Here is a 23,311-nt window from a genome sequence, read left to right on the forward strand (position 1 = left end):
ATTTAAGTTATTATTACCAATATTCTTTTGCGTCAAGTATCACATGTTTCTGCTGGCCCTGTGGCGTCACGATATCAAGTTCGTGGCGTGGTGCTTTGTGCAAGGCTTCCTCCTCGTCCCAGGTGTAATCCTTTACATCGCGACCATTAATGGTGGTAATCGTGTCGCCGATCTCTACACCAGCCTCATGGGCCTCGCTCGAGTGGTTCATATAATACACCACCCAACCGCGACAGATATCCGTACGGTTTCGCCAGCCGTAACCATATCTCTTACCGATGGGGTCATCAGCCTTATGCCGGCGCAGATAAAGTTTCAGGTTCTGGGCATCGATAATAATGTTAAACCTATCCCAAACGTCGTTACCGATAATACCCAGATAAGGTCGGTCGCTCATAGCCCCTACCCCCTCGGGTACATAGCTGATATCAGTATAACGGATGGTGTCGCCACCTATCAATATATGGTCGCTCATCATTTCAACCGATGTCTCCATCGCCTTGTCGCCAATGCCAGGCTGAGCCATATCTGCCAGGTAGCGCTTGCCTTCAATCTTATCAAGAGCGAACTCGGTCACGGCACCCGACGTAAAGGTAACCGAACCACCACTGCCCGTATCCATCAAGTACCAGCCACGTATCTTCTTGCCACCCAACTGTACTTCTGCCTGCAGCATAATCCTATTATTCTCGTATTTTATGGGTAACTGCTGATAGCCCTCGGTATTGGGCTTGGTGCTGGTGTACTGCTTAAGATACTGCTTTTCGAAGTTGATCTCGAGCGGATATTTCGAGATATCCTTGATACCCCAGATACCATCCACATGGCGACTTACAATGTCGCGCAACTTAAATATCGGCACTATCTGATATTGCTGCACCACATTTCCCATCTGTACCTTGGTGCCATCGGCTATCACACGTACCATGGTCGATCCTGCGGCACCACCAGCTCTGGCCTTACCTACTTTCTGTGGATGCCAGAAAGATTGCGCAAGCGCTACGCTGTCGATACCAAAGATGTTAGCTGCACCTGTATCAAACAGCGTATTTACGTGCAGCTTATCGTTAATGATAGTCTGCAGATAGATATGTCCATGATACACAAACGGCATCGTATTATCGTTGGCATTATTCTGTGCCAAGCCATTCAGACTGCTTAATGCAAGTATGATAGTTGATAACAGTTTCATAAAATAGCGTTTTTAAATAATCCTATCTGTTGCAAAATTAAGCATAATTTCTGAAAGGCCCAAAAATATTAGCGTTTTTTGGTAATTAGCATAAAAAAAGAAGCAATATTTGGTGGTAAACAAAATAATATGTACCTTTGTCAGCGAAAACAAACAATAAATATCAAAAACAAACAGCAATCAAGATGATAAAAAAACTGATTTTTGCACTGGTGATTGGAGCCAGTAATAGCGCATTGGCTCAGGTAAGTATGGTAAAAATGCAACCCGCATGTGGGGCACAGGATGTAAATATCGATACCCATTTGGAGCTCACACTTTCCGACACTGCCTCGATCGGCCAGAAAGGTTTCATCTCGGTTTACGATAAACAATCGGGCAAACTGGTTGATCGCTTAGACTTAAGCATACCTGCCGGTCCTACACAAGGACAGTCGCGTAATCCTGCAGCACAATACACGTCTATACCTTATACGTATAAGGCATCACAAAACATCACCAACCGCAACACCAAAGCCGGAACACCATCGGGCGTAAACGCTATCGATAGGTCGCGCTATCAGTTGGATATCATTGGCGGATTCTCCGATGCCTTCCACTTCTACCCCATCATCGCTCACGAGCGCCGCTTTACCATCTACCTACATCATAACATGTTGGAGTACGGGCACGAATATTACGTAACCATTGATAACAACGTCATTAAAGGTTTTAAAGGTATAAAAGGAAAAAATGCGTGGTCTTTCAAGACAAAAAGTAAAGCTCCCGATGCAAATAAACGCACGCTAACAGTTTCTGCCGATGGACAAGGTGATTTCTCTACGATACAAGGTGCCATGGATTTTATCCCTGATTCGCTAGCTACAGAATACAGCCGTTATTGCGTGCAGGTAAAAAATGGCGATTATCAGGAGTTGGTATATTTCCGCAACAAGCGCTTTGTAACCATCCAAGGCGAAACACGCGATAGCGTGGTTATCCATTACCCCAATAACGAGGTGTTTAATCCTCATCCATCTGATATCAAGACCAACGAGGTGCGTGGCACATTCCCATCACGACGAGCAGCCTTTGCAGCCGACAACTGTAGCGATCTGATTTTCAAGGATATCACCATTAAGACCGATTGTAAAGGTCAGGCCGAAGGACTCTTGGTTAATGGCGAACGGAACTACTTTGAAAACGTTCATGTTATCGGCGACGGCGATGCCCTGCAGGCCAATGGTAGCTGTTACTGGTTAAACTGCCAGATTGATGGTGGCGGCGATACGATATTAGGTCGAGGTCCTTCATTCTTTAATCATTGTACGATAACCAGCTATGGTGCGTTTATGTGGATACGCAACACTGCCGAAAACCATGGTAACGTGTTTGTTGATTGTCACTTCAAAGGCTTGTCGGATTACGCAGAATTGGGTCGTTTACCCGACAATAAGGGGCGTAACTATCCCCATGCCGAGTGCGTACTACTCAACTGCACACTCGAGAACATCCCTGCAAGAGGCTGGGGCGTGATTGATAATGGTGCCCAAACAGCCACCATCCTCGAGTTTAACAGTCACGATACCGAAGGATATCCTGTAGATACTACCAAACGTAACCCTCTCATGCGTCAACTGCATCCAGTCCGCGATGCCGAGCTGATTGGAAAATACTCGGATGCCAACTGGGTACTTTACCATGGGATTTAAGATTATATAGGAAATACAAATGCAGACAAGCTTCACAGCTTATCTGCATTTTTAAGTTGTTTTATTATAAATGATTTACTCAAAAAGTTAATTCACTTATTTCAGTCGCTGGTAGCCGTAAGCAGCTGTACTGCCCAGCTCTTCCTCGATACGAATCAGCTGATTGTACTTGGCCATACGGTCGGTACGAGAAAGTGAACCAGTCTTGATTTGCCCAGAGTTTGTGGCTACTGCGATGTCGGCAATTGTAGTGTCCTCTGTTTCACCTGAACGGTGAGAAGTCACTGTGGTGTAGCCGTGACGGTGAGCCATTTCAATAGCCTCCAAGGTCTCTGTCAACGAACCAATCTGGTTCACTTTAATCAGTATCGAGTTAGCAGCGCCCATCTTAATACCCTTCTCCAGGAAATTGGTATTGGTCACAAACAGGTCGTCGCCTACCAACTGGCAGCGGTCGCCAATCTTCTCGGTCAGTTTTACCCAGTTATCCCAGTCGTTCTCATCCAGTCCGTCCTCGATAGAATCGATAGGATACTTGGTGATGAGCTGCTCCAGATAAGCAATCTGCTCATCGGCTGAGAGCTTCTTGCCGTTAGGATCCTTCTTCGCACCATTCTTAAGCTGACGGTAGTCATAGAACCACTGTCCGTTCTCGCAGGTAGCAAACTCCGATGCGGCGCAGTCCATAGCGATCTTTACATCCTTACCAGGCTCATAACCAGCTTTCTTGATGGCCTCTACAATGGTGTCGAGTGCATCCTCAATGCCGTCGAAGTTAGGCGCATAGCCTCCCTCATCACCTACAGCTGTTGACAGTCCACGTGCCTTGAGCAGCTTGGCCAGGTTATGGAATACCTCAGCACCCATACGGATGGCCTCGCGCTCATTGCTGGCACCCACAGGACGAATCATAAACTCCTGGAAAGCGATAGGGGCTGCAGAGTGTGCACCACCATTTACAATATTCATCATAGGCACGGGTAAGGTGTATGCATTGCAGCCGCCTATATATCTATAAAGAGGTACATTCAGTGCCTTAGCTGCAGCCTGAGCACAAGCTAACGATACACCGAGGATAGCGTTGGCACCCAGTTTCGACTTGGTGGGAGTTCCGTCGAGAGCCAGCATCTTATAGTCGATGGCACGCTGTTCCAGTACGCAGTCTCCCTTCAGCGCAGGTGCAATCACTTTGTTTACGTTGTCAACGGCCTTCAAAACGCCCTTGCCCAGATAGCGCTCTTTGTCGCCATCGCGCAGTTCCAGGGCTTCGTTCTCGCCGGTTGATGCACCTGAAGGTACAGCGGCGCGACCCATTACACCATTCTCAAGTGTTACTTCTACCTCTACTGTTGGATTACCTCTTGAATCGAGAATCTCTCTCGCATGAATCTTTTCAATTTTCATTTTTTCTTCTTACAATTATAACTAATAACTAACAAAATTGCGCTGCAAAGGTACGGCGAAAAAAAGAAGTGCGCAATACCTAAAACACGGGGTTTTAAGCACGGCGCACTTACCACGTATGCAGAAACGGATTAATTATAAGTAGGTATTCGCGTTACATAGAGATGGGCACTACCAGTTTGAAGGTGATGTTGCGGCCCATGTTATATACGCCTCGGCGACCGGTAACCACATTCTCGTCGGCATACTTCAAACGACTCAGGTGATTCTGATAGGCCTTGTTCAGCAAGTTATCGGCGGTGATGTATAACTCTGCTATCTTCTTACCTTTTACCTGAATATCGGTTCCTGCCGAGAGATTCAGCAACGCATAGCCGGGTGTGACAGTTTCGGTTTCGTCGGCGCTATAGATATGCGACTGCTTCAGATAACAGTCGAGACCAGCTGCAATATAGAGGTTGTTCAGCACCGAACGGTGGGCTGCATCGGTAGTATGGTGATGATTTACCGTGGTATGCGAGTGGTGGAACAGCTCCCACTTCAGTTCCGAAGCCCATTTGGGTGCTGGCGTAAAGGGCAGATACTTGGTGCCAGGATCGGCATGCATCTGCTGTGCATCTACATACGAGAAGGTGTTCGAGAAATGCACGCTGTGTACAGGATGTAAGTCCACGCCAGCCTCGAAGCCTAACAAGCGGGCATCGCCCTGGGTATAGGCATAAGTCAGGTAGCCTTCTTCAATCTCCTCGGCCAATCGATGGGTGAAAATGTAATTATCGATGCGATTGGCAAAGAGTGCCAACTGTGCTGATACATATTGCGAAGTAAACTCCAGTCCCAGATCGGCCTGCATACTATATTCAGCTTTCAAATCTTGGTTACCAATCTCGTAGCGCAAAGAACCCTCGTGTACACCGTTCGAAGCCAGTTCACTCATGTTTGGTGTGCGGAAACCGCGGGCCAGATTCAAGCGTACATTAAAATGCTCGTTAATGTTGCATACAGCACCGATGCTACCTGTTACACCATTGAAATGGCGACTGAAGTTGGCGAAACGAACGTCGCCATCTTCCATCAGCTCGTAACCGTGCAGTCGGCGATGATCGTAGCGTAATCCACCGTTCAGTGTCCAGTTGTCGCCAAGTCTCTTGGTGGCGGTGGCATAGAAACCGAAGTCGAACAGTCGGTAGTCGGGAATCAGATACTCCTCGCCCTCATTATCCGACTTCTGATACATACCACCAATACCAGTCGACAGTTTCCAACCGTTAAACTCGTTGGTAACGTAACGCAGGTCGTATGTCAGTGTGTGCAACTTGAAATACAGCTCGTACTCATCCATTTCCTCCTCGAACTCCTGACGGCGGTTCTGCTGGTAGCCGATGATGGCCTTCAAGTAGCCCGACGACAGGTTCAGCGAGTTGTCCCATACCACCTTGTAGTGCTTTACCTGCTGGAATGGGAGTGCTTTCGAGTACTGATGTCCGGTCCAACCCTCTTCGTGTTCCAGTTCACCAGTCTCGGCATCACGCTCTCCTTCAACGATTCCCGGTGTTAAGTGATAGGCGGTCCACGTCAAGCGCGAGTGCCCCCACCCTTTGTTCAGTCCCAGCATCAGTCGTCCTGCTCTTTCGCGGAACTGTGAGCCAGGCACATAGCCGTCGTACTTATTCTTATAGGCATGTGCCATCTTATCGCTATAGCGGGCGTCCCACACAAAACCTTTCTGGTTGCCTGCCATTTGTAACGAGTAATTAAACAAACCATTGTTGGTTTGGTATTCGGTACTGATATTGCCTTTCAGCTCGCCCTCGGCCAATGTGGGTTGAGCGTGCAGGATAACCACGCCTGCCATGGCATCCGATCCGTACATCAGTGAGGCAGGACCTTTCAGAATCTCGACACTGCCCACGCTACTGCCATCAACCTCAACGCCATGCTCGTCGCCCCACTGCTGTCCTTCCTGGCGCACACCTTCGCTCATCACTACCACGCGGTTATAACCCAGTCCGCGGATGATGGGTTTCGAGATGCTACCACCGGTAGTGAGCTGACTCACACCTGGCTGGTGGGCGATGGCATCGATGATATTGGTAGAGGCCGTGGCCTTTAATATCTGTGGTGTAACAATGCTCACGGGTGCTGTAGCGTGTTTCAGTTTTGTATCGCCCGTTACGCCTGTTACTGTTACTTCGTTTAAGTTCAGATGGCGGAAAAACACATCTGTTGAATCTTCAATATGGTGATGTTTACTATTATCCTGAGCTGCCAAGGTCATGCATACGCACAACAATGGCAGAATGATATATCTTGCTTTCATTCTGTTTTGTAATTAATTGTATGTTATATAAATATGTATGTAAATAATCCGAGGTAATCAGAGTGTTGGAGGACCTCGGGTTACGATGTTGCCACAGCTGTAGGTGCGAAATCCGCACAAGGGCTGAGCATAACTCTTGATACATACATGAACATATAACGTAACAGCCATTACAGCGGCTGCCAACATAGTCAGCGTCAGGAACTGGCACAGCACGCAGTCGTGATCCCACGAGGCCACCGACGAAAGGTGACCATGACAACTATGGTGTACGCAGTCGCTACACTCGGTAGTTGTTGTGTCGCCAGTTTCATGAATGTGAATAGACGACAGCAGCAGTATTGGCACAAAAACTGCCAATAGCATCCAAGCCGCCATATGTCGTTTATTCGCTAGTTTCATATATTCGGCTGCAAAAGTACACATAAAATCCCAAAGCACAATTGTTTTGCCTTGGGATTTAACTTTTGTTGAATTCTGTCGTATTTAATTATTCACTGGCAGGGTGATAACGAAGCGGCATCCGGTGGTGTAATCTGGATCGATAGTGAGCGTGCCGCCAAGCAATTCGGCTGAACGACGGGCTACGGTAAGACCCAGACCGATGCCTTGCACAAACGAATCCACCTTATAGAATCGCTCAAACACGCGTTCCTGCTGGTCTTTAGGAATACCCTTGCCGGTATCCTCTACGGCTATCTGCAACTGTTTGTTATCAGCTTTTACTTTGATGGTTACACTACCCTTAGTGGTAAACTTCAAAGCGTTGCTCATCAGTCGGTCCAATATCTTGCGGATGGCTGTGGCATTGCTCTTTAAGCGATAATCGGCAGGCAGCTTGCTGCTCACACTCAGTGCCAGTCGCCCTTGGTTATCAGCCTCACTGGCATCTATAGCCTCCTGACAGATGGCTGTCACATCTACCTCATCGGCAAGCTGATACATACTTTGGCTCTCGCTTTCCGACAACTCCAACAGTTCGTTCACAAAGTTGGTAATCTCGGTGGTGTTGTGACTGATGTCGGCCATAATGCGGTTGCGGTCCTCGTCGCTCAGATCGTAGTCGGGATTGCTCACCACCTGCGCAAACCCCGTGATGATATTAAGCGGAGTACGTATCTCATGACTGATATGCTGAACAAATGCCGTCTTCATACGGTCCGACTCCTTGGCATGTTCCAGCGCCTTGGCCAATCTGGCCTGCGAACGATGACGCAACACAATGTATATCAGCATGATAACAATCAGTATGATCAGCGAAACCAGGCGCCAGGCTTGACGGGTATGCAGATTCTTTTCACGTTCAGCTGCCATTTCAAGCTCCTTCTGATGCACAGCCTCCTGCTCTAGTGCATCGGCATGTCTCGATATGTTGATGACCGAGTCGAGATGCTCTATGATGTCAATACTGATAGCCTTCGCAGAGTCCAACCTACCCGCATTACGGTTGGCCTCGTATTTCTTTAGCATCACTTTCTGAATCATCTCGAGCGTATAGCTTACCTTGTATTCTTTAAGGAGCTCATTCAGGTCCTTAAAATTGTCGGCAGCCTCCTGCCAGCGGCCTGCCACGCCCAGATAGGTTCCACTCAAGTTGCTACCTTCGGGTGTACGGCTCATACCTGTTTTCATAAAGTTCTGATAGCACTCGGCAGCTTCGGCTGAACGGTGCAGACCCTCGAGGGTGATGGCACGATAGATATGGTATCGGGCCCACTGTTTTTCGGCATAATCCTTACGTGCATCTTTTGCTGACTCATAGCCTCGTATCAGTTGGGCCATACGATCCAGCCATATCAGGGCTTTCTCGTAGTCGTGAATCTCGATATAATTATAGCTGATACTGATAACGCCCACGATGGCATCGCGATAGGATGTGGCATAATTGTGACGCTTGATATAGTCGAGATGAAAATCGTATGCGCGATTAAAATTTTTGTTTGTAGCTGCCTCGCTGATGCCGTGACGAGTCTGACAGCAACCTGCATAGATGAGTAGATTGGTGTATTCGCTCGTGGTGTCGCATCCCAGTTTCTCCAGTCGGTCGATGGCTGGTTGTGCTATCTTCAGTACCGCCTCATACTCTCCCCACAAATACTTCAGGCCTGCCAATCGCTGGGCAATACCAGCATACACCCTGACATCCTCGTCGCCAGTCGAATTCTCAACAGCCGTAAGTCCCCGTTTCCAATACAGCTCGGCCATACGCTTCTGCATCAAGCGGTCGTAGGCATAGCCCATCCAATAGTCGGCTTTTCCCTCCGAAAAGAGTCCCAACTGCTCCACGCTGTCGGTCAGTTCAATTATGCGGTTGTAATCTTTGTCCAGATAAGCATCGTACACCATGTGCTCGGCGTCTTCGCATCGTTCCTTAAATTCAGCATCATGACATCCCGTTAGAGATATCGGCAAAAGGAATGCACCGGCTATTGATATAGCAATAGTTAATAGTTTTTTTTTCATTCTATAATTTTGTTCCGTTGTTATCAGCGTTCAGGGTGCAAAATTACTAAATAATGCTGACGTGGCAAAGTAATTTTAGAAGATTAACGCAAATCGGCCTTAAAATAAGGGCAATACGAATAAGAATGGGGAATTTTGAAAAATGATGGTGTGCAAATTTGGGAGGATTGATGAAGGAGTTAGGTTGCCAAATCGTAACCCGTTTACGACCTCGTTGACAGTTAAACTTTTCTAAATCCGTAGGGTGTAAAATCGCAGAATAACGAACTTCACTCCGATTGGTTTTCAATGACACGAACTGCATGGTTTTGCCGAAAAAGCGATTCGGAAATTGGTATTATCTTTGCAGCCCGAATTAAAAAAGGATGAAGTATGTCAAGAAGCACATTCAACATTCTCTTCTATGCCAACAAGAGCAAGGAGAAAAACGGAATTGTCCCTATCATGGGACGAGTAACAATCAACGGAACGCAGTCGCAGTTCAGTTGTAAGAAGAATATCCCACTGGCCATGTGGGATGTAAAGGGTAATTGTGCCAAGGGAAGAAGCAAGGAGGCTTTGCAGATTAACCGTGACCTTGATAATATCAAAGCGCAGATTATCAAGCATTATCAGCGTCTGTCTGACCGCGAGGGATTCGTAACGGCTGAGATGGTAAGAAATGCATATCAGGGATTGGGCAGCGAGTATGAAACGCTGCTCGGAGCCTTTGATAAAGATATTGCCAATCTGAAACGTCGTGTAGGCAAGGACAGGGCAGAAGGGACCTACAAGATACAGATGAGGTCGAGGAACTACATTGCAGATTTCCTTCGAACAAATTACAAGCGGAACGACATTGCCATGCAAGAACTGACACCTGACTTTATCAAAGAGTTCAGTGTGTACCTTAGCAATGAACGCGGCTTGGCGCATTCCACCATCTGGCTGTCGTGCATGCACCTGAAGGGAGTGGTAGGCAGAGCACATGATAATGGCAAGATACAGCGCAATGTCTTCGCACAGTTCCATATCAGCCCCAAATGCAAGGAACGCACATTCCTGACAGAAGAAGAGTTAAAGACGGTGATGACACATGAGTTTGAAGATGCCAATCTCGCCTTTATCCGCGACCTGTTCGTATTCATGAACTTCACGGCACTATCTTTCGTGGACTTGAAGGAACTGACTACGGACAACATTGTAGAGATAGACGGTGACAAGTGGATAATTGGCAAGCGTCACAAGACCGACGTACCCTATCAAGTGAAGCTGTTAGACGTTCCACTGCAAATTATCGAGCGTTACAGCAACTTCCCCAAGGAGAATCCGAAGTCAGTATTCGGTGAGGTCAATTACTGGAGTGTCTGCAAGAAACTGAAGACGGTCATGAAGGAATGCGGTATAGACAAGCCTATCTCCGCTCACTGTGCAAGACACGGCTTTGCCACAATGGCCTTAACCAATGGCATGCCCATAGAGAGCGTGAGCCGTGTACTGGGTCATACGAACATTGTCACAACTCAGATTTATGCCCGCATCACGACCAAGAAGCTGGATAATGACCTGACAATGTTGGGTAACAAGCTTAACGCATCATTCAGTAACATCAAAACAGCATAGACACATGGAACAGAGAAACATCATTGAGTGGAGTGAGCATAGTGAGTACAGGGAACTGACTATACCGAGTGGAGAGATTTGGATGAGCGAGTCCGAACTGGTTGACCTTTTCGGAGTGTTCATCCCGAAACTAAGGAACACCATCCAAACACTCTACAAAGAGGAACTGGTGAAACCCTATGAGACAGAGCGGACTATCAAACAAAGCCGAAACCTGTACCTCACCGTATATAACATGGAGTTGGTTCTGTTACTTGCCTTCCGTCTTAACTCTTATCAGGCAAGGGCTGTCCGCAAGGAACTGATGGTACGAATTGAACGAGACCACAAGCCGTTTGAGGTGATATTTACGAATGTAGGCCGTAAACAATTCCAATAAAGGGACGATTTGGATTAAGATATTGTTGCCAGTTTACTTCTATATGGAGGAACTGGCAACAATTCTATTTCTCAATAATAGAGGCTAATAAATTCGTGGCTATCTCAGCATTCTTGAATCTAATGAGATTGTCTTCAATAGAGTGGTAACCAAGGATGTTGACGCTGCCATACCATATAATGCTCTTGTCGATAATAGCAGTATGTAGGGAAAGACGGTCAATTGTGATAATCTGCATCCCTTGATGTAGCAAACGAAGAGTATCATCGTTCTCTTCTTTTGTATAGAGTACAATTTCTATTCCATTTGCAGTTAAATCAATAAGTCGCTCTGCTATTTGTGTGTTCCTACCAATCTTTACTCTGGGACATGAAATAACTATAGAACGTTTGCACTGAGTCAAGTCTGAGATAAATGGTTGCACGAAGTTCTGACCATCATAGATTAAGTCTGCTGTTGGGAACAGACTTTCAAACATCTCATTATTTCTGATTCTATAGCCGATTGAGGCATATCCTTTCAGACGTTTACGATACATGGATTCGCAAACAGGAACTCGTATGTCGATATAGTCATAGACTTGCACATCCTTTTTCCCCTCAAACTCACGATGCAGTCGGCCAGTGTATTGTTGTAGTCTGCCTTTCCATGCTATGGGCGATACCAGAAACAGCGTATCGAGACGGGCATAGTCAAAGCCCTCGCCGACATACTTGCCTGTGGCAATAATAACAAGTGGCTCAGTGGAAGGAATAGAATGCAGTTGCTCCATCTTCTGGCGTTTCTCCTTGATGCTTTCAGAACCAACAAGAGTAATCACGTTAGGGCAGTGAGGTTTCAGAAGTTCTGCCAATATTGTAACATGCAAAGTCCTGTCAGTTAATATTATTGGCGAACGACCTTCTTTTTGGGCCTCAATAACATCCTTGACGATAAACAAATTACGATATTCGTCTTCTGACAGTTGCTGAGCGACCTGAGTAAACGAAAGGGCTTCACCACTTACAGGTCTGAATGGAGTAAACCGAGGCACAAGCAACCGCTGGAAGGTCTGGTTCTGCATCTGGGCTTTGGCATCAGTAGCATATCTGATCGGGCCACATTGCATGAAGAGAACGGGGTGATGCCCGTCTTTGCGAAATGGTGTCGCAGTCAGACCATATACATATCGGGCGTTTACAGCCTTCAAAACTTGTTCGTAATTTACAGCCGATATATGATGACATTCATCAGCTATGACCATACCGTAGTCTTTCACAAAGGATTTTACTTCGTTATCCGTCATGCACGATTGCAAAAGGGCTATGTCGATGATACCGTGAAGCCTGTTTCCTGCTGACGAAAGAGTACCAATAGGCGAAAGAACTTTTTTCCGTCTGTGTTTTCCAACCTCAACTTCAGGAACATCGTCTATTACAAGAAATTGCTCCAATCTCTGAACCCATTGGTCAAGTAAGGCTTTGGTATGAACCAATATCAGAGTGTTTACGCCATGCTTGGCAATAAGAGCAATACCTGTCGTCGTTTTTCCGAAAGCAGTCGTTGCAAAGAGCACACCTGTGCTATTTGCAGCCAAAGCATTAACCGCCTCTTGCTGATTATCCCGGAGTGTGCCGATGAAATGAACAGAAATAGGTCTGCCGTGATTAGTCTTGTCATCGTAGCGATAAGTAACTCCTTTCTCTTTAAGCAATGTAGTGACGACATCCTCACATCCACGAGGCAAAGCAAGATACTCATCCGTTAAGTCAGCACACGAAATGATACGTGGTGTTGAATAGGTGGAGAGTCGCATTGCCTGTTTGCTATAGAATTCAGGATTGCGGAATGAGGCGATACGTCTGAGGTGGTTAAGAACCTTTGATGACAATTGGCTCAATGGTATATAGAGCATATTCGAACGAGTGATAACAACCTCTGACGAGAAGTCTGATTTTTCAATCTTGGTTGCAACGGGGACTTCCCAAGGCTTGATCTCGCTAGTCTTTGATAATTCGCCAAGTGGAAGGATGTTAGAAGTCTGCCTCAATATCATTTCCAACGCATCCTCTGAGAGTTTCTTCACATTCAATAAATACTCCCATTGATCATCGTATGGCTCGAAATATTCATTCACAAACACACTGTTACCTTTTTTGCGAGCATTGCCTTGTAAGGGAAGGGCTACAAGATTACCAAAACCTCCCTCTGGCAATGTGTCCTGATTAGGAAAGAATCTGTCATATGACTTGAAATCAATCTTCCCGTTTCTATTCATTGCTTCTGTAAGGATGGCATTACCCAATCTTCTGGCTTTCACCGCCAGTACAGGAGTCCCAAAGAATATCCACACATGAGCACCATTGCCAGAACGGGAACGCTCGACTGAACAAGGAACGCCCCAACTCTTACACACATCGACGAATGCCAATACGTCTTCCTGATAGCCGTGTTCACAGTTCTTGTCATCAAAGTCGGTGCATAACAGGTTGCATGTATTATCCTCCTTGAGGACATATAGGCCAATAACATCTTCACCATTGACATTCTTTCCTTCCAAGTGATGGTAAAAGTCATCGTATGTCAATGGCAAGAACTGACGATTTGGGCATTCTGCACATTTATGAGCTTTCTTGTCGCAAAGCAGACGGTTCCACTCATTCTGACAAACAGGCTGATAACCAGACTTACCGCTTGCTTTGCTATACCAGCGTCTGGCGAAGACATCCTCACGTCCTTTGAACAGATTCCGAAACAGTTCAATCTTTTCCTGTAGCGACAATTTTTGCATGGCTGTCGGCTCCTGAACAGCAGGCACAAAATCTTCACCAAGTCGTTTCCTCAACTCGGCATTTTCGACTTCCAGCTTCCTGATTCGTTCAAGAAGTTGTTGCCGTTCAGCCATCCACTCCTGATAATTCTCTAATGGCATAGATATTATAACACCATTTGCCGGAATCGATTTTGTAACTCTTCAAGCCGCTTTAACAGTGCATCAAAGTCCAAAGGATTGCCATAGATAAAACTCGACTTCATGTTCTCGTAGTCACTACGGAATCTGTTTTGTATTTCGCCAACGGGACAAAACGAAATCTTGTCTGGCATATCCAGTGAATAGTCAACGCCACCGACATGATAGAACTTTTTGCGATGCTCCACAATCTCGGTATATAGAAGCACATTCTGCAATGCAGATCTCGCGTATTCTGTATCCATCAGTTTCTCCAAGTCGTAGAGGTGTCGGCTCATGCGAAGTGTTCTGGGATGTCTGCGCTGGTATTCTTCATTCAAGAGAAAGGCTTTCTCAAGAAAGGTGCGCGATGGGGATATGGTAGCAATATCGGTCATTGTCTCACCGTCATCATCCTTGAACTCATCAGAAATCAACGAAGAAATATGCTTCACCTCAAATGGTTCTTTCATTGACAGACAACTGATCTCAATTTTCACCACGGGCTTCACATATGAATGACCGGAATTAAAGATGCTGGGATAATGTACCAATAGCACTGTCGGGTCTGCGTCATGGTCAATAGGCTTTTCACCCTCTGCAGTCATGTGAGTTGTGACTGCTTCCACTTTCACGTTAAAACCTATACTTTCCAGTTTCTTTTCAAGTTCATTTTTCAGTTCACCATGTACGAAGTCACGTGATGCTTTTCGTAGCATCTTTATCTGGTTGTTGTTCTCGCATCTGGCACACGCAACACCTTTTTCTATTAGGAAGAAGTCACGATATAGAGCAATGTCGATGTCTTCACTGAATCGGTTGATGATGTTCCAGCCCTTGCTCAGACTTGTACCTCCCTTGAAATAAGTGTACTTTGATGTGCTCAGTTCGAACAATGCCTTTAATACGGTTGTCACCCACCAATCTTTTTCTACCGATTCTTGGTCGATGTTCTTCAAGTCCGATATACGGTTGACCATATAAAGACGGTCTGCCAAGTTGTTATCTATCCATCTACTCATGGTTAATCTCTTTTTTCAGAGTTGTTACTATCTTTCGAATCCAGGCAGGTGCAAGTTGCAAATCCTTCTGCCATGTCTTTTCTTCGGGATGCTCTGTCAACAATTTGCGTATGATGCCGATATGTTCGTCTGTCAGGTCTTCTTTGCCAATAGCCTTCAGTGCCTGTACAAGAACGGGCATCAACTCACCTTTATAGGCAAAGTTCTTGGGAACGCTACGCCTGAGCCGGATAGTACGATTCCCTAATTTGATCTCCCTTGCAGAGCCACTGGTTATGTACTCCGAATTCATAGGTACTTGTGTTGACAGACCTAACAGATTCATGGCCGTGTTGCCTGTTGGCAGGATCTTGGCTTTGTCGCGTTTAGCGATAGCCTTTATGATGTCGCCCACAGGAGGAAAGACAACGCCAAACTTGCTCCGCATAGGCTTGACATAGATTCCGTAGGAGATTCGCGAAATCAGTTCCTGTCCACATAACTCAGACAATATCTGTCTTACATAGACATCATCATAATTCGGGAAACTGTTGTTGAAAAACAGACTTCCGTCCTGACTTCTGTTAATCACATTTATAATATGCTCTTTTACTGTCATTTATGCTATGATATTTTTATTCGTCAACATACAAATATTTGCAAAATTTGTTAGTTCTCGACTGCAAAGATAATACATTTTTCTTAAATGAGAGCAATGTAGAACATATTTTTTTCTGGGGGAATGATAGAAAGAAGGATTTTCCATGCCATTCCAAGTGAAATGACACAGAAAATCCAAAGAAAAGACAAGAACAAACATTTTTCTAATCTTTACGGTATGCAGGATGGTAACATTCCTCTAACAGCTTTTCAAGGTCACTCTCACGATAGAGCACCTTTCCACCTAACTTGATGTAAGGTACAATGCCGCTGTCACGATACTCCTGCAATGTGCGACGGCTTATCTTCAGGCGGTGCGACACCTCCAAATCCGACAAGTACCGCTCTCCGTTCAACAAAGGACGATAATTGTATGTAACCTTGTCAAACAGCGTCTCAATCTCCTTCATCGACTTCATGGCATCCACCAAGCCGTCAGTTCTCAAAGTAATCAACTCTTTCAGATAATTCTCCATGTTTTACTTTTGTTTATTATTCCATTCCACACTAAACCATTACAGCCCCGTTGGTTCTGGGCTTTCGAGGCTTTCGCCATGCCGCATCCTTCTTCCTGTCTGCTACCACCCTCATGATGCTCTCTACATCCTCCGGCTTGTAATAAGTCTTGTGGCTAATCTGTGAATATGCCAGAGTGCCGTTGTCCCTCAACGTCTGCAACGTTCTCGGACTGATGCGCAACCTGTCGCATACCTCCTGATTATCCATCCACTCGCCCAGACGCTTGTCTGAGCCTCGCTTACCCATCTCCATCATCTTCTTGACGAAGTGATCAAACTTCCCTGCGAACTTCTCGTAGGCATCTTTTTCGATATTCACAATCTCCATCATTATTATATTTTTAAGTTATACTTCATGTTTATATGGCTCTTTTCGGAACCGTCGGCAAAGGTACTTCAAAAGTTCCTGTTGCCTGTTGTTTGGAAGTTTTCTTGTCTGAATTAACAATTCAGCCTTTCTTTATTCTAATGCCCTCAGAGCTTGCTCATCAGGAAAGATACCCGCAGCATTGTGTGGCACTCCGCCACCAGCTGCGTATTAGGCTACACCCTTCTATGGCATCCCTTTGCGGCATTGCAAGCAACAGGGGGTAGTAGGCTACCCCTATTGCGGGTTGGTGCAAGCACCTTTGTGCCATTTTCCTATTTGTCAATGCGAAGGTACTACATCCACTTCATTCTTATCGCCTTTCCAAAGCATGTGTCACCGAATGTCCCACTAAAACGGTGACATTGGTGACACTGATTCTTCAATTCCAGTGCAAAAGTAACGTTTTCCATGCCTAACTGCTACATCTCTCAGACAACTTGCGCAGTTTTGCCCTCAAAATCGGCGCAATCAGCGCAAGCAAGGCATCATCCATCTGTTCAATTGCGGTGCGAAATTACATATTCCTGATGTAACCACCAAATTTTTAGAGGCAGTTGGCACTCGTGGCATCGATAATGGGTGCCACGAACGCCACCATTTTCACTGAAATCACATCACTATAGCGAGTAACTTCACCAAAGGCACAATATCAACTATACCGTTAAAACATTAAAATGATAAAACGATAAATTGATAAATTGCTAAATCAGTCAGCTGATTGATTGCTCAAATGAGAAGTTGATTTTGAAATTGATTGGCAAACACACTCACCAATTCACCAATTGGCTGAAGGACTGACAGCACAACGGACTAATGGATGGACTGACGGATGGACTAATTTCACAAAGGACATGGTACACCTTTATTATATATAGAAGCCATTGAAGCCACTATAGCCACTTGCTTCACCTTATCTACTTGATACAACGTATCCACTATAGCCACTCGGAAAAACAGGGAACCAATCACCTGAAATACCACACATCCTCTATGATGTATGCAGAATGGGGCAACATAACCCAAACGCTTGGAGGGTAATTTCAATCATCTTACTTTTGCCCAGAAAAACGGTCATCAGCGACAGCTTTGGCCATAGTAGTAACAATTAAACCAAAATCAAATGACAGCAAAAAAGACCAAGAATGTGCCTCCGACAAAGGAAGAAGACGAGGCATTGAGAACCTTCATGTATGGTGACAGACTTCGCTCATCTATCAGCATGGAAGAACGCTACCCAGATCTTGAAGAGAGCGATAACTCCGCCATCTCCACTGACACTAATGCAGTGATTCCACCCCCTACAACAGAAGAAGCCCAAGGCCAAGAAACTTCACCAAAGAATGAACAAGAGGAAGAACCAGAGCCGAAGCCTGTTTCTTTTCCTGCTGGTAAGCAGTCACCTGCCCACCGTGTCAGCAGCAAGCAGCGTAGACTTTCACTCGATGAGTATGGCACCGTCTTTCTCCCTGTACCCAAGATTGACCACCCAAAGCCCGTGTTCATCAGCGAGTCACTACGCGACGAACTTGACAAGGTGGCACGTAGGCTCGGAGGCAAGCGGATGAGTGCATCAGGCATCGTAGAGAACATGGTCAAGCACCACTTAGGCATCTATGGGGAGGATATGGAACAATGGTTTAAACTGTGAGCGATAAGACTGGAGTCTGTGACCAGACAGGCGTGGTTTGACACCGAAGGTGGCACAATCGTCTGGAAACTACGTTTTGAGTGCGGCGAGGTTATGTTTTCGGCATCCCGAAAACGACCTCGCCCGCACTCCCGTTGCGAGGGAAATCCGCTCCCCACTGGTCGCAGATTCAGTCAGTCCAGTCACTAAAGTGAATACACTGAAGCAATGATAATTACAGGCACTCAAAACACGAAGAAGCACGGAGGCAGACCGACAGTTGCTGAAGCAAGACGGTTGACAAGGGCAGTCACGGTCAAGTTCTCCAAGAAGGATTACGAAATCCTGAAAGTCAGGAGCAAGAAGGCAAATAAACACATGGCCGAGTACATCCGAGACTCTACCCTAAACCCTGATGTAGCACAGAAGCCTTTAGAGGCGGTAACAAAGGACTACCGTATGCTTGTAGGCATGGCGAACAACCTCAACCAACTCACGAAGATGGCTCACCAAGAAGGAATCATATATCTGTATGTTCCGTTAAACAGTCTGCTGGGTGACATCAGCCATATCGTAAGAGAGTATAAACAGGACGCCGACAAAAAGAGAAAAAGATGATAGGAAAGATTATGAAGGCTGCATCGTTCAAGCGGTGCGTCCAATACGTGACAGGCAAGGAAGATGCGAAAATCCTTGCCTCCGACGGTGTGTTGCTGATGTCAACGCAGGACATCATTGACAGCTTTGAGTTCCAGCGGCAGTTGAATCCCAGGATCTCCAAACCCGTAGGCCATATCGCTCTGAGCTTTCTGCCAAAGGACAAGGACAAACTGACAGACGAGATGATGGCCCGGATAGCAATGGAATATATGGAACTGATGGGCATCAAGGACACTCAGTTTATCCTTGTCCGCCACTTTGATAATGGCAATCCCCACTGCCATCTGGTCTATAACCGTATCAACAACGAGGGCAAGACCATCTCAGACCAGAACGATTTTAGACGGAACGAACAGGTGACGAAACTGCTTAAACGGAAGTACGGACTCACTTTTTCCAATGGCAAGGGAACCACTAAAACCGAGCGATTAAGAGGAAATGAAAAGACGAGATACGAGGTTTATCACATTATTATGAACACACTGGCACAGGCCACTTCATGGCGAGAATTCACAGATGAACTAAAGCGAAACGGTGTTACGATGGACATTGTGATGAAGAAAGATGGAAGTACTAAGATTGCCGACATACAGGGTCTTCGCGTCACCAAAGACGGTAAGGCCTTCAAGGCTTCGCAGATTCGAAGAGGAATGACATACACAAAGATGGACAATATTCTGAAGAGGAATGCACATAAGGAACAGGATACCAAAGCCTCTTGTCAGCAGCAGACAGGCCAAAGCGAACAACCCAGGCAAGCACAAAGACCAGAACAAAAAGAACATCATGAAGAGTCTCAGCAGCACTCTTCCAGTTCATCCATTCCTATTCCATCATTGGGATTGTTCGATACAACTAATCCTGTCTATGACCCAGAAGATGAAGCCTTTCGTCGCCAGATGCAGCGTAAGAAAAAGAAGACGAGTCAATTAAAATTGTAGTAATGAGGATAGGGGGCGTTTGTCCCTCATTCTTTGTAATGTCTTATAGTAATGCCATTTTTATCATCAGCTATCAATTGCAACATGTCATTTCTATTTCTTTCCCTTTTATATTATATGTTATGCCATATTTGCCATGTCCGCAACTATTTACAATTTCCCTTTTAATATAGCACTCTCACTACCAACAGAATTGTACCTGTATGAACGAGTTACCTTTTTCCCATATTCAAATGTATATACTACTTTTATTGATGCATTTTGATTATATGTTTGATTATTGTTTGAATATGAAAAAGAATATACATCAGACACCGCAGAGCTAGTTACCTCTCGATGCATAAAGAATAGATTATTTATATTTGTTTTCAAAGAAAGCATTTTATAGTCCCATCCTATCGTTATTGAATATTGCCATGGAATCTTCTGGATGATTTGGTTGTTAACAATCTGTTTTTGAGGAGTATTCACTACGAAAGATGCGTACAAGTCTTTTCTTGACACGTCTACTTGAAAGTTGCTCCACAATGTATGCACACTTTCACTGACATCACCTGCCAATTTCGTATGTTTATAGCCTCCGTTTATTTTTATATTAATTTTAGTTGATGGTTTGTAAACAGCAGATAAATCAAGTGAAGTCCGTTGATATCTGTTTTCGCTGGAAAAAGTATTAATGAGGTTGTCTCCATCGTAATGATAAACATTGGCAATTGCGTGATTTATATAATAGTATTGGAAGTTTGAGGAAAAAGACATATTGTCGAGACTCCAGTTGTAACTAATTCTAGGCATCAGAAGGATGCTGTTGTCCATTTTCGGATTCCCACGACGAATCATAATACGATCTATCCGCTGTTCCGCATTATTTATTGTATTGGGACTAGGATATGTATTCCCTAATGCTAATGATAATTGCAATCTTTTTTTCTTGCTAATCATATATGCACCCATCAAATTAAGTCGAGGAGTTAAATGGCTTATAGATGGGCTTCCTGACAATTGATATGTCATATAAGAAAGTCCTGGATGAATATTTAATAGTATATTTCCATATATTCTTTTAGAATAATCAGCAAATAAAATTGTTTCAGAGGAATATAGATGCTGTTTCCTATTTTCACTTAATTCATAAGCAATTTGACTATTTCTAAAATATTCATGCAAGCTGAATGTTATACTGCTCTTATCTTTCAGTGAGATACTGTAATTCGCATTAATTTTGGTATATAAATAGTCCTCTGAAGCATTTGACTGGAATGTGTAGTCCAATTCATCATAGTACCTTTCGTATTTACGCTTTGAATAGTAACCGTCAAGAACCACATCTATATGTCTAGAATCAGAAATATCTTTTGAATAATATAAATATGTCGTCGGTTTAACGTATCTCTCATTTTCTTTTTTTAAAAATCTTGCGGATGGGTATGTAGAAGAGTAAGAAATAAAGCCTTCATTGGTATCTTTACCTGTTTTTTGGCGTTCGATGCCAGCCCTTATCATCCACATCTGCTTTTTATCAATTTTGCTGATACTTGCAATCCCATACAAGTTTTCCAGACGATTATTTAGAGAGTAACTGCTATTCTTGATTAAGTTTCCTGTTTTGAAATTTACATATCTTTCAGCCTCTTCATCATTGTCATTTAAACCACAAACATTGTATCCGCCCCATACATTAATATTATAATTGTTGAAAGAGTATTTTGAAACAAGATTGTAATCACCAATAAGATAGCCAATGCCTTGTTTACCTTCCAGCAAAGTATATCCTCCAGACGTAGGTTCTTTTAAAACAAAATTTATGGATGAGGCATCGATAGAATATTTTCCTGAAGGAGAATCAAAATACTCTATCTTTGCAACTTCTTTAGGTCGTAACGATTCTATCTCACGATAAGTAGCTTTACGTCCATTTATGTAGAGTGTTGCTTGCCCTGCTGGTGTAACAACTTCTCCTTTCTGATAATCAACAGACACATTCGGTATCATCATCCGATATAACAAGTCAAAACCACTATGTGTATGTTTACGTTGTAACTCTGTTGGAATGCATATGATATGGTCATCTTCTAACACCAAATTATTTCCTTTAACAACGATTTCTTGTAACTGAATAATATGATTAATAGAATCATTGCCTGTTGTTTGCTGCTGTGCAGTTGCTGAATTTGTAGATAATAATGTTACAAATAATACTATAATATGTCTCATTATTCCTTCTTAATTTGATCCTCTGTATGCTTTATTATAAGTTCTTTTATGTATGCTTCACGTTTCGAGCAATAATCCTCTAAAAAAGAGTCTGCCGAGAAAATTCTCTTAAACGGACATCCTCCATCGCATATTGGGAAACAAAAACACTTTTTACATTTATCAGATTCCAAAGGGTCATTTGCTAAAAGATATTTTAAGCAAAGACTATTTAAATTTGAAAAATCAGAAATGTTGCCTATCTCTTTATCTTGTAATCCTATGTCATTCCAACATTTATAGAGTTCTCCAGATGGACCAATTACAAAACTATTCAAGTGTCTTGCGCTACATTCTCCAAATGAAGGCTTAGGATATAATGATATTGGGATACCATACAAATCATGTTGTTTAATTACGAAATTGCCCCTATCAGAAAAATCCATACAATTGCAATTGGCTTTTGAGGAAAAATCATCCGTAACATAGCCAGGGTGTATGTTTATCTTATAGTCATGGTATCTTCCTGTCATGAAATTATACAGTTTATGGTATTCCTCAGAATTGGACTTGTCTATATTAACTCTTAACGCAACTCTGACATCAGGATACTTGAAGAACAAATTATCTATATTGTGAACGATTCTCTTATAGCTGTCTGCATTTTTGTAATGGGGACGGCGTTTATTGTGAACTTGCTCTAATCCGTCTATGGTGATTTGCAATCCCATTATCTTTAGATGTTTCAGTTTTGAAATTTTCTCATCGTCAAGGAGATACCCATTGGTTATCATAAAGGCTTGATAATTAGGATACTCTTGCATAAACATCTTTGACAACCTTTCAATAAATCCAAACTTCAGAAGAGGTTCCCCTCCATACCATGTAACTCTCAGATAATTTGTCTTCTTGAAAATTTTAGTAAACTTAATGATACTATTTGCCATCTTTTCTTCGTCCAATACATTTTTACTTTTAATACCGGACTCATAACAATAAGAGCATCTAAAGTTACATGCAGTAGTAGGTGCGATTGTTAAGGATAAATAGTTCTTGTCATATCTTGCTAATGTCCTTTCCAATTTGATACGATTGTAGATGTTTATATCATTGTCGATGACAACATATTGCTTTTTCAATTCTTCAAGAAAAGGCGACGCGACATCTGCAAATTCACCTTTTGCACAAGACTCTAATCTGTACTTGTCGTCAATATCAAAGCGCATCAGATTGTTTGTGTATGAATTATATAAGTAAATGTTACTACCTAATTCAAAAAGATAATTATATATTGACCAAATCATACTTATATTTATTTCTGTTAATGTAAAAAAGAGGAAGCGTTAGGCAAATGCGTCGCC

General features: G+C 44.0%; 18 protein-coding genes. 6 read left to right on the forward strand and 12 right to left on the reverse strand.

Annotated features, from left to right (window positions below):
- Positions 1-13: 13 nt before the first annotated feature.
- Positions 14-1,192 (reverse strand): PDZ domain-containing protein, encoded by a 1,179-nt coding sequence (locus PRU_RS05725; RefSeq protein WP_041385782.1) that lies wholly within the window; start codon positions 1,190-1,192, stop codon positions 14-16.
- 185 nt (positions 1,193-1,377) lie between these two features.
- Between PRU_RS05725 and PRU_RS05730 the strand changes: the two genes are divergently transcribed.
- Positions 1,378-2,883, forward strand: coding sequence for a pectinesterase family protein (locus tag PRU_RS05730; protein WP_143040067.1), 1,506 nt, complete (start codon positions 1,378-1,380; stop codon positions 2,881-2,883).
- A gap of 96 nt (positions 2,884-2,979) precedes the next feature.
- Here the strand turns inward: PRU_RS05730 and eno are convergent, their stop codons facing one another.
- The 4 genes from eno to PRU_RS15250 all read right to left on the reverse strand — a co-directional run bounded on the left by eno (position 2,980) and on the right by PRU_RS15250 (position 9,070).
- Complete coding sequence (gene eno / locus PRU_RS05735) at positions 2,980-4,287, reverse strand: phosphopyruvate hydratase (RefSeq protein ID WP_013063709.1); 1,308 nt, start codon at positions 4,285-4,287, stop codon at positions 2,980-2,982.
- A gap of 154 nt (positions 4,288-4,441) precedes the next feature.
- On the reverse strand, positions 4,442-6,607 hold the full coding sequence (locus tag PRU_RS05740) for a TonB-dependent receptor (protein ID WP_143040066.1): 2,166 nt from the start codon (positions 6,605-6,607) through the stop codon (positions 4,442-4,444).
- 57 nt (positions 6,608-6,664) lie between these two features.
- Entirely contained in the window at positions 6,665-7,009 is a 345-nt protein-coding gene (locus tag PRU_RS05745) for a hypothetical protein (RefSeq protein WP_143040065.1), read from the reverse strand.
- A gap of 84 nt (positions 7,010-7,093) precedes the next feature.
- The gene (locus PRU_RS15250) at positions 7,094-9,070 is read right to left on the reverse strand and encodes a sensor histidine kinase (RefSeq protein ID WP_013065009.1); all 1,977 of its coding nucleotides are present in this window, start codon (positions 9,068-9,070) and stop codon (positions 7,094-7,096) included.
- A gap of 372 nt (positions 9,071-9,442) precedes the next feature.
- Here PRU_RS15250 and PRU_RS05755 point away from each other — a divergent pair, with 372 nt between their 5' ends.
- Both PRU_RS05755 and PRU_RS05760 read left to right on the forward strand, forming a co-directional pair.
- Complete coding sequence (locus tag PRU_RS05755; protein WP_013064106.1) at positions 9,443-10,672, forward strand: site-specific integrase; 1,230 nt, start codon at positions 9,443-9,445, stop codon at positions 10,670-10,672.
- A gap of 4 nt (positions 10,673-10,676) precedes the next feature.
- Positions 10,677-11,051, forward strand: coding sequence for a hypothetical protein (locus PRU_RS05760; protein WP_049769094.1), 375 nt, complete (start codon positions 10,677-10,679; stop codon positions 11,049-11,051).
- Between the two features lie 64 nt (positions 11,052-11,115).
- Here the strand turns inward: PRU_RS05760 and PRU_RS05765 are convergent, their stop codons facing one another.
- The 5 genes from PRU_RS05765 to PRU_RS05785 all read right to left on the reverse strand — a co-directional run bounded on the left by PRU_RS05765 (position 11,116) and on the right by PRU_RS05785 (position 16,487).
- Positions 11,116-13,962, reverse strand: coding sequence for a TOTE conflict system archaeo-eukaryotic primase domain-containing protein (locus PRU_RS05765; protein WP_041385786.1), 2,847 nt, complete (start codon positions 13,960-13,962; stop codon positions 11,116-11,118).
- A 5-nt stretch (positions 13,963-13,967) separates the two neighbouring features.
- Positions 13,968-15,002: a nucleotidyl transferase AbiEii/AbiGii toxin family protein gene (locus PRU_RS05770; RefSeq protein ID WP_041385787.1), complete on the reverse strand. Its 1,035-nt coding sequence runs from the start codon at positions 15,000-15,002 to the stop codon at positions 13,968-13,970.
- On the reverse strand, positions 14,995-15,573 hold the full coding sequence (locus PRU_RS05775) for a DUF6088 family protein (RefSeq protein ID WP_233427358.1): 579 nt from the start codon (positions 15,571-15,573) through the stop codon (positions 14,995-14,997). The genes PRU_RS05770 and PRU_RS05775 overlap by 8 nt, the downstream gene beginning before the upstream one ends.
- Positions 15,574-15,805: 232 nt before the next feature.
- On the reverse strand, positions 15,806-16,117 hold the full coding sequence (locus PRU_RS05780) for a helix-turn-helix domain-containing protein (protein ID WP_013064966.1): 312 nt from the start codon (positions 16,115-16,117) through the stop codon (positions 15,806-15,808).
- Positions 16,118-16,148: 31 nt separating this feature from the next.
- Entirely contained in the window at positions 16,149-16,487 is a 339-nt protein-coding gene (locus PRU_RS05785) for a helix-turn-helix domain-containing protein (RefSeq protein ID WP_049769213.1), read from the reverse strand.
- Between the two features lie 1,261 nt (positions 16,488-17,748).
- On the opposite strand from PRU_RS05785, the gene PRU_RS05790 reads away from it, so the two are divergent.
- The 3 genes from PRU_RS05790 (at position 17,749) to PRU_RS05800 (ending at position 19,757) form a co-directional block, all read left to right on the forward strand.
- The gene (locus PRU_RS05790) at positions 17,749-18,177 is read left to right on the forward strand and encodes a DUF3408 domain-containing protein (protein ID WP_224083073.1); all 429 of its coding nucleotides are present in this window, start codon (positions 17,749-17,751) and stop codon (positions 18,175-18,177) included.
- A 207-nt stretch (positions 18,178-18,384) separates the two neighbouring features.
- Complete coding sequence (locus tag PRU_RS05795; RefSeq protein WP_013063008.1) at positions 18,385-18,774, forward strand: plasmid mobilization protein; 390 nt, start codon at positions 18,385-18,387, stop codon at positions 18,772-18,774.
- Positions 18,771-19,757, forward strand: a complete 987-nt coding sequence (locus PRU_RS05800) for a relaxase/mobilization nuclease domain-containing protein (RefSeq protein WP_041385788.1) — start codon at positions 18,771-18,773, stop codon at positions 19,755-19,757. Before PRU_RS05795 ends, PRU_RS05800 begins: the two co-directional genes overlap by 4 nt.
- Positions 19,758-19,907: 150 nt before the next feature.
- Here the strand turns inward: PRU_RS05800 and PRU_RS05805 are convergent, their stop codons facing one another.
- Both PRU_RS05805 and PRU_RS05810 read right to left on the reverse strand, forming a co-directional pair.
- Positions 19,908-21,971, reverse strand: a complete 2,064-nt coding sequence (locus PRU_RS05805) for a TonB-dependent receptor (RefSeq protein WP_013064190.1) — start codon at positions 21,969-21,971, stop codon at positions 19,908-19,910.
- A complete protein-coding gene (locus PRU_RS05810; protein ID WP_013064672.1) occupies positions 21,971-23,254 on the reverse strand; it encodes a radical SAM/SPASM domain-containing protein in 1,284 nt (427 codons plus the stop codon). The genes PRU_RS05805 and PRU_RS05810 overlap by 1 nt, the downstream gene beginning before the upstream one ends.
- Positions 23,255-23,311 lie beyond the last annotated feature (57 nt).

Origin of the sequence: Xylanibacter ruminicola 23 (assembly GCF_000025925.1) — a bacterium.
Classification (GTDB): Bacteria; Bacteroidota; Bacteroidia; order Bacteroidales; family Bacteroidaceae; genus Prevotella; species Prevotella ruminicola.

Coding starts and splice junctions, on each gene's coding strand:
- PRU_RS05725 (WP_041385782.1), bottom strand. CDS start 1,192: ATGAAACTGTTATCAACTATCATACTTGCATTAAGCAGTCTGAATGGC.
- PRU_RS05730 (WP_143040067.1), top strand. CDS start 1,378: ATGATAAAAAAACTGATTTTTGCACTGGTGATTGGAGCCAGTAATAGC.
- eno (WP_013063709.1), bottom strand. CDS start 4,287: ATGAAAATTGAAAAGATTCATGCGAGAGAGATTCTCGATTCAAGAGGT.
- PRU_RS05740 (WP_143040066.1), bottom strand. CDS start 6,607: ATGAAAGCAAGATATATCATTCTGCCATTGTTGTGCGTATGCATGACC.
- PRU_RS05745 (WP_143040065.1), bottom strand. CDS start 7,009: ATGAAACTAGCGAATAAACGACATATGGCGGCTTGGATGCTATTGGCA.
- PRU_RS15250 (WP_013065009.1), bottom strand. CDS start 9,070: ATGAAAAAAAAACTATTAACTATTGCTATATCAATAGCCGGTGCATTC.
- PRU_RS05755 (WP_013064106.1), top strand. CDS start 9,443: ATGTCAAGAAGCACATTCAACATTCTCTTCTATGCCAACAAGAGCAAG.
- PRU_RS05760 (WP_049769094.1), top strand. CDS start 10,677: ATGGAACAGAGAAACATCATTGAGTGGAGTGAGCATAGTGAGTACAGG.
- PRU_RS05765 (WP_041385786.1), bottom strand. CDS start 13,962: ATGCCATTAGAGAATTATCAGGAGTGGATGGCTGAACGGCAACAACTT.
- PRU_RS05770 (WP_041385787.1), bottom strand. CDS start 15,002: ATGAGTAGATGGATAGATAACAACTTGGCAGACCGTCTTTATATGGTC.
- PRU_RS05780 (WP_013064966.1), bottom strand. CDS start 16,117: ATGGAGAATTATCTGAAAGAGTTGATTACTTTGAGAACTGACGGCTTG.
- PRU_RS05785 (WP_049769213.1), bottom strand. CDS start 16,487: ATGGAGATTGTGAATATCGAAAAAGATGCCTACGAGAAGTTCGCAGGG.
- PRU_RS05790 (WP_224083073.1), top strand. CDS start 17,749: ATGGAAGAACGCTACCCAGATCTTGAAGAGAGCGATAACTCCGCCATC.
- PRU_RS05795 (WP_013063008.1), top strand. CDS start 18,385: ATGATAATTACAGGCACTCAAAACACGAAGAAGCACGGAGGCAGACCG.
- PRU_RS05800 (WP_041385788.1), top strand. CDS start 18,771: ATGATAGGAAAGATTATGAAGGCTGCATCGTTCAAGCGGTGCGTCCAA.
- PRU_RS05805 (WP_013064190.1), bottom strand. CDS start 21,971: ATGAGACATATTATAGTATTATTTGTAACATTATTATCTACAAATTCA.
- PRU_RS05810 (WP_013064672.1), bottom strand. CDS start 23,254: ATGATTTGGTCAATATATAATTATCTTTTTGAATTAGGTAGTAACATT.